General features: G+C 35.3%; 8 protein-coding genes. 7 read left to right on the top strand and 1 reads right to left on the bottom strand.

Annotated elements, in window-relative coordinates; translation table 11 throughout:
* A complete protein-coding gene (locus ACXAGS_RS06940) occupies positions 1-693 on the bottom strand; it encodes a LytR/AlgR family response regulator transcription factor (RefSeq protein WP_010517956.1) in 693 nt (230 codons plus the stop codon).
* Positions 694-929: 236 nt separating this feature from the next.
* Here ACXAGS_RS06940 and rpsF point away from each other — a divergent pair, with 236 nt between their 5' ends.
* The 7 genes from rpsF to ACXAGS_RS06905 all read left to right on the top strand — a co-directional run bounded on the left by rpsF (position 930) and on the right by ACXAGS_RS06905 (position 14,235).
* Positions 930-1,268 (top strand): 30S ribosomal protein S6, encoded by a 339-nt coding sequence (gene rpsF / locus ACXAGS_RS06935; protein WP_010517957.1) that lies wholly within the window; start codon positions 930-932, stop codon positions 1,266-1,268.
* A gap of 4 nt (positions 1,269-1,272) precedes the next feature.
* Positions 1,273-1,569 carry a 30S ribosomal protein S18 gene (gene rpsR / locus ACXAGS_RS06930; RefSeq protein WP_010517958.1) on the top strand — a complete coding sequence of 99 codons (297 nt, stop codon included), beginning with the start codon at positions 1,273-1,275 and terminating at the stop codon, positions 1,567-1,569.
* Positions 1,570-1,580: 11 nt separating this feature from the next.
* Complete coding sequence (rplI, locus tag ACXAGS_RS06925; RefSeq protein WP_474905704.1) at positions 1,581-2,033, top strand: 50S ribosomal protein L9; 453 nt, start codon at positions 1,581-1,583, stop codon at positions 2,031-2,033.
* A gap of 101 nt (positions 2,034-2,134) precedes the next feature.
* Positions 2,135-5,278 carry a TonB-dependent receptor gene (locus ACXAGS_RS06920; RefSeq protein ID WP_474905702.1) on the top strand — a complete coding sequence of 1,048 codons (3,144 nt, stop codon included), beginning with the start codon at positions 2,135-2,137 and terminating at the stop codon, positions 5,276-5,278.
* Positions 5,279-5,809: 531 nt separating this feature from the next.
* Positions 5,810-6,538: a hypothetical protein gene (locus tag ACXAGS_RS06915; RefSeq protein WP_474905701.1), complete on the top strand. Its 729-nt coding sequence runs from the start codon at positions 5,810-5,812 to the stop codon at positions 6,536-6,538.
* A gap of 748 nt (positions 6,539-7,286) precedes the next feature.
* Positions 7,287-12,146: a hypothetical protein gene (locus tag ACXAGS_RS06910; RefSeq protein WP_474905699.1), complete on the top strand. Its 4,860-nt coding sequence runs from the start codon at positions 7,287-7,289 to the stop codon at positions 12,144-12,146.
* Position 12,147: 1 nt separating this feature from the next.
* Positions 12,148-14,235: a hypothetical protein gene (locus tag ACXAGS_RS06905; protein ID WP_474905698.1), complete on the top strand. Its 2,088-nt coding sequence runs from the start codon at positions 12,148-12,150 to the stop codon at positions 14,233-14,235.

Genomic DNA, 14,235 nt, shown 5'->3' with positions numbered 1-14,235 from the left:
TTACACATTAGCTAACGCTTCTGCTAGTTCGGTTTTTTTGTTTCTACTTAATGGAATTTGTCTTCCCCCCACTTCAACATTTTTACTGTTGAACTTTTCAATCTTCTCCAAATTCACGATGTAGGATTTATGAATTCTTAAGAATTTATCAGCAGGTAATTGCTTTTCAAAAGATTTCATCGTAGATAAAATTACAATATTGGCTTCATCGGTAACTAATTTAATATAGTCGCCCAAAGCTTCAATCCATTTTATATCATTTAATATAACCTTACGTTTTTTAAGATTACTTTTCACAAAGATGTGCTCCTCATCTTCTTCTGTACGGTTAAGTTGCTCGTATTTGGTAACAGCTCTTTTAACAGAAGCTTCAAAACGTGCTAACGTAATAGGTTTGTGCAAATAATCGGTTACATCATAATCAAACGCTTTTAGCGCATAATCTGGTTTACCGGTTATTAAAATTACCTGAGGTGGGTTTTCCAAAGCTTCCAATAGGTCAAATCCGCTGATAATAGGCATTTCTACATCAAGGAAAATAAGGTCTACCTCATGATTTTTTAAGCCGTTCTTGGCTTCGATTGCGTTGCTGTACTCTGCTACCAATGCTAGGTGGGGATGGTTGTTAACCAACTTGGCCACGGCCATCCGCTGCATGGAGGAGTCATCTACGATTATACATCTAAGTTTCATAAATGGAGTGATTTGTGGGGTTTAAATCATCGGCAAATTACAATATCCACTCGATAAAGTGCAACAAAAGATGTAAACATGGCATATTCTGTTGTGTAATTCGTATTAAGCACGATGTAGGTTTAATATTGGTTTTTTATTGTTGATAACTTATTTAATGGTAAAACGATGTTTTTCTTTTTTTCTTGTGTAAAGGATTAAGAATGATTACTTTTGCGCTCCTTAAAAACATATTTATGAATCATTACGAAACTGTTTTCATTTTGAATCCCGTTCTGTCTGAAACACAGATAGAGGAAACAGTTAAGAAATTCGAAGATTTCTTAATCAAAAATGGGGCCAAAATGGTCGCTAAAGAAAATTGGGGCCTTAAAAAATTGGCTTACCCAATTCAACACAAGAAAAGTGGTTTTTACCATTTGTTTGAGTTTACTGCTCCAGGAGAAGCTATTGAGCCTTTTGAGTTGGAGTTTAGAAGAGATGAGCGCGTTATGCGTTTCTTAACCGTAAGGTTAGACAAGCATGCAATTGCTTGGGCAGAGAAAAGAAGAACAAAACTAAAAACAAGCGCTTAAGACCATGTCATCAATAGAACAACAAGCAAAATCAAAGAAAGACGGAGAAATCAGGTATTTGACTCCGTTGAATATTGAGACCAGTAAGCAAAAAAAATACTGTCGTTTCAAAAAATCAGGTATCAAGTATATAGATTATAAAGATGCTGATTTTTTAATGAAGTTGGTAAATGAGCAAGGTAAATTATTGCCTAGAAGACTTACCGGTACTTCCTTAAAATACCAAAGAAAAGTGGCTCAGGCTGTAAAGAGAGCACGTCATTTGGCATTGATGCCATATGTAGGCGATATGTTAAAATAAAAATTTGAAGCATGGAATTGATATTAAAACAAGACGTACAAGATTTAGGCTTCAAGGATGATGTGGTAACTGTTAAGCCAGGTTACGGTAGAAACTTTTTGATCCCACAAGGAATGGCAACTTTAGCTACTCCTTCTGCTATTAAAGTTTTAGAAGAAAATCTAAGACAAAGAGCACATAAAGAGAAAAAAGTTATAGACGAAGCACAAAAAGTAGCAGATAGCCTTAAAGAGCTAGAAGTGAAGATAGCTGCTAAAGTAGGAGCAGGAGACAAATTATTTGGATCCGTTACCAATATAGACTTAGCAGACGCATTGTCTAAACAAGGACATAGTATTGATAAAAAATTCATCAATATCCAAGGTGGTGCCGTTAAAAGAACCGGTCCTTACAATGCGGTAATAAGATTACACAGAGAAGTGGTGGTTGATTTTCCTTTTGAAGTTGTAGCAGAGGCAAAATAAATCAACATCTTAAGTTAATAAGTTAAAAGAGCTATGCGTGCATAGCTCTTTTTTTTTGCACTATATTCGCAAAAAATTAAACTTTACTTAACAAAAACAAGATGAAAAAAGCCTTACTCACGGGAGTATTATTTTTGCTAACCTTTGTGTCTGCAATTTCCCAAGTAACCACATCTAACATCAGGGGTACTGTTACTGATGATTTAGACGCACCTTTGCTAGGTGCTAATGTAATTGCAGTACATACGCCAACGGGTACCACTTATGGTGCCATTACCAATGAAGAGGGTAGATTCAATTTATTGAATTTACGTGTAGGTGGCCCTTACGAGGTTACTTTTTCTTACATTGGCTTTAAATCTCAATCTAGAAATGATGTATTCCTTTCTTTAGGTAAAACATTTAATCTAGATGTACAATTAGCAGAGGATAGCCAGCAATTAGAAGAGGTAGTTGTTGTGTCCGATCAATCAGGTACATTTGGTAGCGACCGTACAGGTTCGGAAACCAATGTAGGTAGACGAGAACTCCAGCGCTTACCAACTATTTCTAGGTCAACTAACGATTTTACAAGATTAGAGCCAACCGCTAGTAATGGTTCATTTGGTGGTCGTAACGATCAGTTCAATAACTTCTCTTTGGATGGTGCAATTTTTAATAACCCCTTTGGGTTAGATGCTGCCCAGCCAGGTGGCCAAACCGGATCAAACCCTATTTCTATAGATGCTATTGATCAAATACAGGTAACAACCGCTCCTTATGATGTTACCCAATCTGGTTTTACAGGTGCTTCTGTAAACGCGGTAACCAAAAGTGGTACCAATGAATTATATGCCTCTGTATATGGTTTCTATAGAAATGAAGACATGACCGGTGGTAAGATAAAAGGGGACGATGTATTTAAAGCAGATTTGAGCCAAACCCAGTATGGTGTAAGTATTGGAGGACCTATTGTAAAAAATAAATTGTTCTTCTTTGTAAATATTGAGAAAGACGATAGAACGGATTTAGGTTCAGGATTTGTGCCTAACACCGGTACGGGAGCCATAAACGAATCAAGGGTACTAGCTTCTGATTTTGCTTTGGTAGATAACATTCTGCGCCAAGTTTCTATTGGAGACGGGCAATTTTACAATCCAGGTAGGTACCAAGGTTTTAATTATGATCAAGAATCTACCAAGGGTATTTTTAAATTAGATTGGAATATAAATGAGAACAACCGCTTAGCGGTAATCTATAACTTTTTAAACGCATCCAAGGAAAAACCGGCACACCCAACGGCATTAGGCTTTAGAGGTCCAAGTTTAGCTACACTTCAGTTTGAAAATGCGGGTTATGAAATAAACAATGAAATTCGTTCGGTACAAGTAGAATTAAACTCTACCTTGTCTAATGAGGCCATTAACAAGTTACAGGTAGGTTATACGCATTTTGACGATTATAGAAATCCACTTTCTACTCCTGCTCCGGCTATAACGTTGTTAGACGAAAGTGGCAGTTCAAATTATATAATTGCTGGTCATGAGCCTTTTTCAATAAACAATAGGTTGGATCAAAAGGTATTTCAACTAACTAATAATCTAAACTTTTTTAAGGGAGACCATACTTTTACCGTTGGTTTTTCTTTTGAGAAATTTCAGTTTGATAACTCTTTTAACCTAGGTGCATATGGTGCCCAAGGTACCTTTTTCCCTACAGGTTCTATAGCAGATTTTAGAGACCCAGCCAATGAAGCAAGTTTGGTTTCATTTTACCAAGAAGCTTTTGACGCTGCAATTGCAAGAAACAATTCTAGTAATGCCCTAGGTGAAGGTGTACCTGGTGGTTGGGGATTGGCAGAGACCAATGTAGGTCAAATGGCATTTTATTTACAAGACGAGTGGAATGCTACGGAGAACTTTAAGCTAACATATGGTATTCGTTTTGATAAGCCATTGTTTTTTGATTCTGCAGAGAAAGCACAAGATGTTATAGACAGAGGTTTTGTAGTGCCAGATTATCCATGGTTTAATCCAAATACCCAAGAGACGGTAACTATAGATAACACCTTAATGCCAACCAATAAATGGTTATTGTCTCCAAGATTAGGGTTTAATTATGATGTTAACGGTGACCAGTCTTTACAATTAAGAGGTGGTTCTGGTATTTTTACGGGTCGTTTTCCTTTTGTTTGGTTAGGTAACCAAATTGCTAACCCAGACTTATTCTTCTTACAAGCGGTAGACCCAGATTACCAATTTCCACAAGTATGGAGAACAAATATTGGTGTAGATAAGGCGTTTGATAATGGTTTAACCTTAACTGCAGATGTGTCTTACACTAAAGATATTAATGGTCCACATGTACAGCATTGGGGTCTTACTAATCCTACCGCTACCTTAAATGGAGTAGATAACAGGCCTATTTACACTTCGGAAAACCAACTTAATAATCAAGGTTTGGGTGCAGGTCCTTTTGTATTCTCTAATTCTGATAAAGGTCGTATCTGGAATGCTTCTTTAAAGGCTCAGAAAAACTTCACCAACGGTTTGTATACTATGGTTTCTTATAGTTATTTAAATAGCAAAGATGTAAATTCCATTGAAGCAGAAATAACTAGTGACGCTTTTGTAGCCAATGCAATTTCTGGCAATGTTAACGATGATGTATTGTCCTATTCTAGGTATGGGGATACCCACCGTTTTATTGGTGTTATTTCTAAGGTGTTTAAAACGGGAACAACTATCTCCACATTCTTTGAATATGCTAAAGGCGGTAGATATAATTACATATATGGAGGCGACATTAATGGAGACGGATCAGGAATAAACGATTTATTGTACATACCAACTGCTTCAGAAGTAAACCAGATGAACTTTAGCGGTCCGGGGCAAGCGGAAGCTTTTGAGGCATTTATACAACAAGATGATTATTTAAGTGATAATCGTGGTACGTATGCAGAGCGTTACGGAGCTATGGCCCCGTGGCGAGGAAAGTGGGATTTAAAAATTCTACAAGACATAAAAATAGCAGAAAAAAATACTATCCAATTGAGTTTAGATGTGTTGAACATAGGAAATTTAATTAGTTCAGATTGGGGTGTGGTTCAGATACCAAACAACCAACAGGTATTGGGTGTTTCTGTAGACGATAACAACAATCCAACTTATACTTTTGATCAAAACCTTACGGAAACGTTTAATTTTGATAGTAGCTTAATTTCCAGATGGCAAGCACAGTTTGGAGTTAGATATATATTTAACTAAACCAACTAGTTTTATATTATATAAAAACCCCTAACCGAAAGGTTAGGGGTTTTTGTTTGTAATACTTTTAATTACGTAGCACTTTCAAAAAGAAATAAATTTAAATAGATGAAGTTGGGTTTCTATAATAATTGTTCGCTATCCAATCTTGTGGGGCCACCAGTTGCAAACTAGAGCAAGCGAAGCGTTCTAAAACAAAAAATAGATTATATTCACGGTAACCCAGTAGAAGCTGGCTTTGTATTACATCCAGAAGATTGGAAATATAGTAGTGCTAGAAACTTTGCTAATGACCATACCGTGTTAGAAATAGATGATGTTGGATTTTTGGAATAATTATTCTCTTATCACTCCTGTGGGCACTAGTTACAAACTAGCGCCAGCGGGGGTTACGAAGTAACTAAGCTGTTTTGTTTTATATTACCTCTGATTACTTACTTTTATGTTTTCTGCCGCAGCAGCACAGCTACTGCGGAGCGGATGCCGGGCAGACTACTGTTAAGTCAGTGGTAACAATTAAAAATTAAAATTTTGGATAAAAAGCTAAGTCAAGAGATAAATGAAAAGGTCTTAGGCGCTATTTCAAGTTTCTATATCAATAGAGGATTTAAGCTCAAAAAAGGTCTTTCAAAGTTTTTAAAAAATGACTTTTCGATTTTCTGGGGAGAAACGAGTAAGGGTGTAGGCTCACTTGTCTTTAGACCGAGTATCACCCTTGAAAACAAAGAAATATCAAACGTGTTATCAATCATTTTCCCAAAGTCTTTGAAAAACAATACCATAATTAGGGTGTTAGATTTGGACTTTGCAAATGAGTTTGGATTTAAAGATTTTGAATCTCCTTTTGTAAACGATCACGGAGCAGACGGGAAATCCTATTACTATCGAGTAGAAATTAATACAGATATTGAACCTATTGCATCTGATCATATTCAATTCATGGAATTAATTGGCCTACCTTTTATTGAAAAACTAAGTTCTTTGGAAGGAATACACGAGTACATCAATGATAGGGTATTAAAAGTAGACGATGCATCAATAAAGATAGATGAAAAGCAGAAAGAGCTTAAAAAAGGCTATGGTAAAAGGGAGGTTTTGAGCGGTGTTGTGGTATCATACCTTTTGAAAAGAGAAGATACCAATTTGCTATTGAAAAGAATAAAGCTGTTTTTTGAAGGAAATGACTATGTCCTTAATGATGTGAGGAAAATTGAAGAGTATTTTAAAAGTCAATCCTCTTCTACCCCCGCTCCGCAGTAGCTGTGCTGCTGCGGTAAATAATCTCAAATGGTCTTTATTATTTGTGGCACTACTATAACTTCTGGTAAAATGGATTAGAAAGTACTAAGTAGAAAGTACAAAGTGCCGTCTATATTGGTCATACTGAACTTGTTTCAGCATCTTGTATTAAACAAATATATGGCGTCATTTCGATAGGAATAACGTAGCTATTTCTGAGAAATCTACTAAGAAGTAGAAAGTATAAAGTAGAAATAATTGTCTTTATTCGTCATGCTGAACTTATTCGAGCATCTTGTTTTAAAGAAATGTATGACGTCATTTCAATACAAATAGCAGCGTTTTTGGTTTGTAATACTTTTAATTACGTAGCACTTTCAAAAAGAAATAAATTTAAATAGATGAAGTTGGGTTTCTATAATAATTGTTCGCTATCCAATCTTGTGGGGCCACTAGTTGCAAACTAGCGCCGTACAGATTAATTTCAATCCAATTCTAGGTAAAGAAACACTTATGTTGTATTCAAAAAGAACCCCTGTGGAAAATACCTAAGAAAATTGATTAAAATATAAGTCAGAAATTAAGTGGCTTTCTGTATACTATATCTTTAATACTTATGCAAAAAGGTTATTGCCGATATCAATTCATCGAAAACTTTCTATAAATGTTAAGGAAACGTTTATATTTATAGCATCAACTGTAAAAGTTCCCGAATTTTTTTCAAATTTTTCGGTTTTTATTTTCTGTTTCAGGCTAAACAACTAAATATATGACCAACCAACTACGCCAAGTATTATTGTTCGTCTTTGCATTTATTTTCTATGCCCTTGCTAATGCAACAGTTTACCCTGTTAACCCAGGAAAAGACTCAACAAAATTATCAAATAAAAATAGCGAACCACCTCTTTTGATAGAGGAAAATGTTACTAGGGATTTTCCAGAATTAGATGAACATTTAAAAGACCAGTTAACCAATTTTTCCCTAGACTATTCCACTAAAGAACCTGAATTTAATGAGGAATATCTAGAAGAGCATTTTAATAGAAATCCAAAAACCGATACGCTAATGGCAAAAGCATATCGTTTATTTCAAACAGTTGAGGGTCTGGGTAGTTTTGTAGATAAAATAACGGGTAAAGAACTTCTAAAATTACCAATCGGTATGCGTAAAAGAGACTCAACCGGAAATACCGTAACATTGGCAATTTCAGAAGTTGAGTTTACACCCCAACACGCTATTATAAAAGCATTTGCTAAGTTGGAAATTCCTGAAAAAGGAAGCAATAATCAAAAAAAGGAGTTGATATTTGGCGCGGAAAATATCATTTTAACACACGATGGTGGGTTGGCAGGTGACATGCGTCTGGTTTTGTTGGGAGACGTTGGTATACCTATAAATGGAGATCAATGGTTAATAACTTTAAAAGGTAGTATTGATCTTAAAAAAGACGGTGCCTTTTCAGAAGATAGTTACATAGAGTTCAATTGCGATGGGTTAAAACAAATAGGCTTAAAAGGAGAAGTAAGAGTATCAAGGGAGTTATTGAAACCATTGAATCAAGATGGTACGCAAAAATGTTCCAATATGGGCGAGGTTGGGTTACCAGAACCTAGTTCGTCTCAAATGGACTGTTATGTAGGTACAACTTTCAATATCCAAACCTCAGGATGGAACGATATTTTTTTAGAGGTAGACCTAGATCCCTTTGAAGTGGTTGGATTAGATGGATGGGGTTTTTATACACAGAATGTTGTACTTGATCTTAGTGATTTAAGGGGTTCTACTCAAATGCGCCTACCTAATGAGTATGATGCCATATACGGTGGGGCCGATTTAAAACTATGGAGAGGTTTTTATGCAGAGGAAATAAGTGTTATGCTACCTCAGGGTATAGAAGATAAAAACGCATCTAATGGCAGGGTTCGTTTTGGAGCTACCAATTTAATTCTGGATAGTCAAGGTATTTCGGGTACGTTTTTCGGAGAAAACGTATTGACCGCTGGTAATGGCTTAGCCGGAGAATGGGCTTTTACCATTGAAAACGTTTCTTTAACGCTTTTAGGAAATAATATTCAAGAAGGGTCGCTCGGAGGCGATATTTCTGTACCTATTTTAAAACAGCCTATGCAATATGATGGTTATATCGGCCAGAATGGATATGGTCTTCAGGTTGGATTTACAGAAAACTATAAAGCTCCGGTGTTTATGGGTGAAATTTCATTAGCTCCAAATAGTAGTGTAGGAATAGAAATAGAAGATGGCAGCGTTTATCCTTATGCAAATTTGACTGGAAGCATGACAGTAATTGGTAGTATAGATGACACAGAAGAATCTGTCGAATCAAGAATGTCTTTATCTAGTCAAGATAGTTCTGAAGGTAATATGGATGTACCCAACGAGAATGATGGGGCTATTTATTTTGCAGGAATAGCATTTGAAGAATTAGAACTACAAACAAAACCAGGTACACAACCTATACAGGCTAAGAAGTTTGGATATGAAGGGAATATGAATTTAATGAATTTTCCGGCTACGGTCAATAATCTAAAGCTAATATCTCCAAATAATAAAGTAGGTCTAGAGTTTGATTTATCTATTAATATTGACGAATCTGGGTCTGCTGCGACCACTAAGCTAGCAATTTTAGGTAATCAGGAGGAAAACGGTAATTCATGGAAATTTGATAAGGTAGAAATTTCTGCTATCGATTTGAGGTACAGTAAGAGCGGTATTGTAGTTGAAGGGAAATTAGAAATCATGAAAGATGATCCGGTGTATGGAAATGGGTTTAAAGGTGAATTAAATACTGAGATTAAAGAAGCCAATTTTAAAGCACTAGGAAAAGGGATTTTCGGAGCTACGGATTTTAGGTATTGGAGTGTTGATATTTGGACAGACAATAATAATGACAAATCTCAAAGTAAGTTTTTGATTAAGTCTTTTGTAGGTGGTGTTTCCAATAAAATGAGAAAGGTGAATGGGGCTAGCGATGCTTTTAATGTTCAGAAGAACATATATGAACCAGATATAGATACAGGGTTAGGAATTAGAGCAGGTGTTTTTTTAAGTTCGGGTAATGAAGGCACTTTTGCTGCAAAAGCATATTTAGATATGGAATTTAATGTGCATGGCGGAATAAATAGACTTGGATTTATAGGAGAAGGCGCCTTTATGGCAGATGAAACCTATGTTTCTGAAACAAATACTTTTGGAAAGTTGAACCAAACTTTAGACGAGATTGATAGTTTTATAACAGATATTGAGAGTGATGTGATGGAGGCTATGGGTAAAGACGGTGATGGTGGTCAAGCAAGTCTTACTAAAGCTAAAGAAGCTATTCCTTTAAGGGAAGTGGCAACATCAGGAAAGGTTGGTGTTTATGTTGGTATTGAAAAGGATTTTGTCAATAAGACCTTTGAAGGTGAATTTGAATTATATATAGAGACGGTGGGCCTAAGAGGAGGGGGGACCGATAACATGGCAGGGTATGCAAAAATGTATTCTAGCCCTACTGATTGGTATTTTTATTTAGGAACTCCTCAACAACCTATTTCTTTGGTATTTGATATGAAAACTACAGAATTAGAGGTACGAGGTTATTTTATGACTGGAACACAATTACCAAGTCAATTAGACCCTCACCCACAGGTAGTAAAAATTCTTGGTAGAGATATGATTAATGGTAACAGACAAGAAAGTCAATTACAAGCAGGTAGAGGATTTGCTTTCGGTCTGAGTTTTGTTTATAGAAAAAAATTCGAGTATTTGATTTTCTATGCCTCAATTGAAGCTGGAGCAGGTTTTGATGTTATGCATGCTTATTACCCAGATGCTCAATGTGTGGGTCGTTCTGGCCCTGTTGGTAACAACGGTTGGTATTCTATGGGTCAAGTGTATGCGTATATTTATGGAGAATTCGGTATCGACGTTAATTTATTCTTCATAAAAGGAAAATTTCAAATAGCAGAGGCTGGGATTGCGGCAATGTTGAGGGGACAATTTCCAAATCCAGTCTACATTCAAGGGTATGTAGGAATGTATTACAATATTCTAGGTGGGTTGGTGAAAGGAAGAATGCGATTGAAAGTAGAAATGGGAGAAGAGTGTGAGCTAACAAATCTTTCAGAAGGGGTTGGAGTCCCAATTATTTCAGATGTTTCGCCAAGAGAAGGTGAAGATAATGTACCTGTTTTTGCAGCTCCCCAGGCTGTATTTAATTATGTTATTGATCAAGAGGTAACGGTAGAATTGGAAAGTGGTATTAAAACGTATAAAATAAAATTAAACAGTTTTAAGGTTACTTCTGATGGAAATGAAATTGAGGGTGACTTAGAGTGGAATGAAAGTAATGATGTTGTAACATTTAAACCTAATGTGACCTTACCTGGTAATAAGGAAATTCGTTTAGCGGTAGAAGTTACATTTGAAGAATTGATAAATGGATCATTTCAAACTTTAAAGGAAAATGGGAATCCAGTTAAAGAAAGAAAAGAAGTTACTTTTCAAACAGACTTAGCTCCAGATCATATCGTTTTGGAGAATGTTGAGTATATGTATCCAATTAAAAATCAACAACAATTTTATCCAGAAGAATTTAAAACAGGTTATCTTAAAATGATAACTCCACAAGATTATTTGTTTGATAGTGGATATGAAATGAGAGCTGAATTCAAGTTAGATGGTGAAGGTATAAGAACAAATTTGAATTACGACCCGTCTACAGAATTAATAACATTTGATATTCCTGATATGGTGTTAGAATCGGAATATGAGCTAGACTATATTGTTTTTCCTCCAGGCGCTGATATACCAACACATATTGTTATTGCAGAAGAAGAGGTAAATTACAATCCTGAAGAAGCTGGAGATACTACCTGGTATAATCCAAATGATGGTTCGCAAGAGACGAAAAATACTTCTGCCACGGTTGTGGTTGGTAATAAAAAAGTTTCGTCATTAGCAATTACTGCGAGTGCACCAAAATCGATTTTCAATTATCAGTTTAGGACCAGCCGTTATGAAACCTTTAAGCAAAAGGTTGAAGATTTAGTTGTCACCGATGAATTAACCAATCTATCTAATCTAAATTTAAGTAGCGTTCATAGTTTGAGTTTAGCCGTTGAGGATTATGAATATTTGGATAAAATGGAAATACTTGGAGATCGGTTGACCAACAATAAACCGCTCATCTTTGCACAAGCGATATTGGATGATTCTTATTTTAAGAATCAGATAAAACCTTTAATATATGAGGAATATCCTCTAAACGGAACAATTTATTTTAATAGAGAAGAAGACTCAAGTATCAAAGGGGTACCACCAATTAGGTCGTTTAGGTTAAGTAATAATTATCTTATGATAATGGAATACAACCCAAACTCTTATTGGGTAAAAAACAGGATTCCTTTTATTTATAGTTTGCCTGCACAATATAGAGCGGATTTAGATGATTTAAGAAATCAAATTGCAACTAAATATCAAGATAATCCAGAGTTAAGATTTCAATATAGGTACTTAAATGTTAATTTTCCTCCTATGCCATTAGGCAAGTACAAAGCGGAATTGATTTATAGAACACCCGGTAACATATACAGTAACGGTTACCGCATCAATTATAAAAATAATTAAGATGTCTGTCTCAATCAATAAAATTATACTTTCCTTATTTCTCTCAATCTTTTTTATTTCTTGCTTTAATGCACAAGAATTAAAGATAGAAGATAAACCCGCCGTAAAATTGGTCGCAAGATCGTTAAAAGACAAAGTATTGTTAAGATGGGCAGTTAACACTCCCATGGCATGGAAAAAAGCAAATGCATATGGTTTTGTTATAGAGAGGATAACTATTGAACGTGATGGGATTGCTTTAAAAGATGAGCCTAATGTTCTATTAACATCTGAGCCTTTAAAGCCAGCCCCATTAGAAGCTTGGGAAAGTTTGGCTACTAAAAATCAGAATGCAGCTATTTTGGCACAAGCATTATACGGTGAAAGTTTTAATGCCACGCCTCCAGGAAATAGTACCATGGCAATGATATACGCAGTGAACGATGAGTTGGAACAAAGGCATACTTTTGCCTTATTAGCAGCAGAGCAGAGTTGGGATGCTGCAAAATTGGCTGGATGGGCATTTGAAGATTCTAGTATCAAATCCAATGAAAAGTATTTATATGCCGTGAAGGTATTTCCTTTTGATGATTATGCAATTAATATAGATAAGTCTGCTGTAATTGCCGGAGTACCTTTTTTTGAGCCTTTACCAGAGCCTGTTGGGCTTGCTGCTGTATTTAAAGATAATAGTGTAGATTTAAGTTGGGATTTTGAAGTATTAAAAAGAATATATACTAGCTATTCTATTGAGCGATCAGAGAACGGAGGAAAGTTTAAACAATTAAATACAAGTCCTATTTTTAGTGCACAGCAAGCGGTAAATTCCCGAAATACCTCATTGTTTTATCAAGATTCAATCTCTAACGGAATAAAATATAGTTATAGAATTAAAGGTTATACCCCTTTTGGAGAAATAGGGCCTAGTTCTGGAACCATAGAAGGGATTGGAAAAGAACAATTAGATTATTATCCTAGAATTAATAAAAAACGAATTTTAGATGAAAGCGCTGTAGAGATTTCGTGGAGTTATGACGTTAAAGGGAATGACCAATTAAAAGGATTTTATTTAAGTAGAAGTGATAGCAATGATGGTAAATATGAAAAAGTAATTGAAGATATTTCTCCATTCGAGAGAAAAATTAATTATTCAGGAATAAGACCAATAAATTATTTTAAGGTTGTAGCAGTTGGTAAAAATGGAGTAGAAAGTGAATCACTATCAACAATGGTGCAACCCATTGATAGTACGCCTCCCTCACCTCCTGTAAATATTAATGCTTTTGTTGATTCTACTGGTCTGGTGACGTTAAATTGGGAGAAAAACTCAGAAATTGATGTGGCGGGTTATCGAGTATATAGAAATACAGATAAAAACGATGAGTTCACTATGGTTGGTAATGATTTAATTAAAAACAATTTCTATGTGGACACTATAGAGGTTAGTAGTTTAAATAAAAATATATACTATAAACTCATAGCTGAGGATTTTAGATACAACACTTCAAAATTTTCAAAAATTTACAAGGTAGAGCTACCAGATTTTGTACCACCTTCTGCACCTATTATACAAAATTTTAAGAATACGAAGGAAGGATTGGCTTTGTCTTGGGTACCAAGTAGTAGTCCAGATGTAAAAGAGCATATGGTTTTTAGAAAAGCGATAAACAACAAGAAATGGAAAGGAATTTATACGACAAGTACTGCAACAAACTTTACAGATGAAGAAAATTTACAGGGTACTTATGCCTATACGGTAGTTTCTATAGACAGTGTCGGATTAGAAAGTGTGCCAGCAAAACCAATCTTAGTAAAGCGAGTAAATAATTCAGTGCAAAATCAAATTTCTAAATTAACGGCTATCCCAAATCGCGAGTTAAGATTTATAGTAATACAATGGAAGGTTAAAACCAATAAAATTTTTGCGGAATTTAGATTATATAAGGGAATCAATGACCAACCGTTAAATCTTTATAGAACTTTAAATCCTGAAATCAAAGTAATAAACGATACAGATGTAAAAGTCAATACAAGGTATAGGTATGCTATTCAAGGTGTAGGTTTAAACGGAGAGCTAACACCATTTTATAACGTTAAAATAATCTACTAG

The organism is Croceivirga sp. ABH4_376 (genome assembly GCF_056160685.1).
Note: the sequence above shows the minus strand (reverse complement) of the source record. Positions and strands in the feature narration are given on the sequence as shown.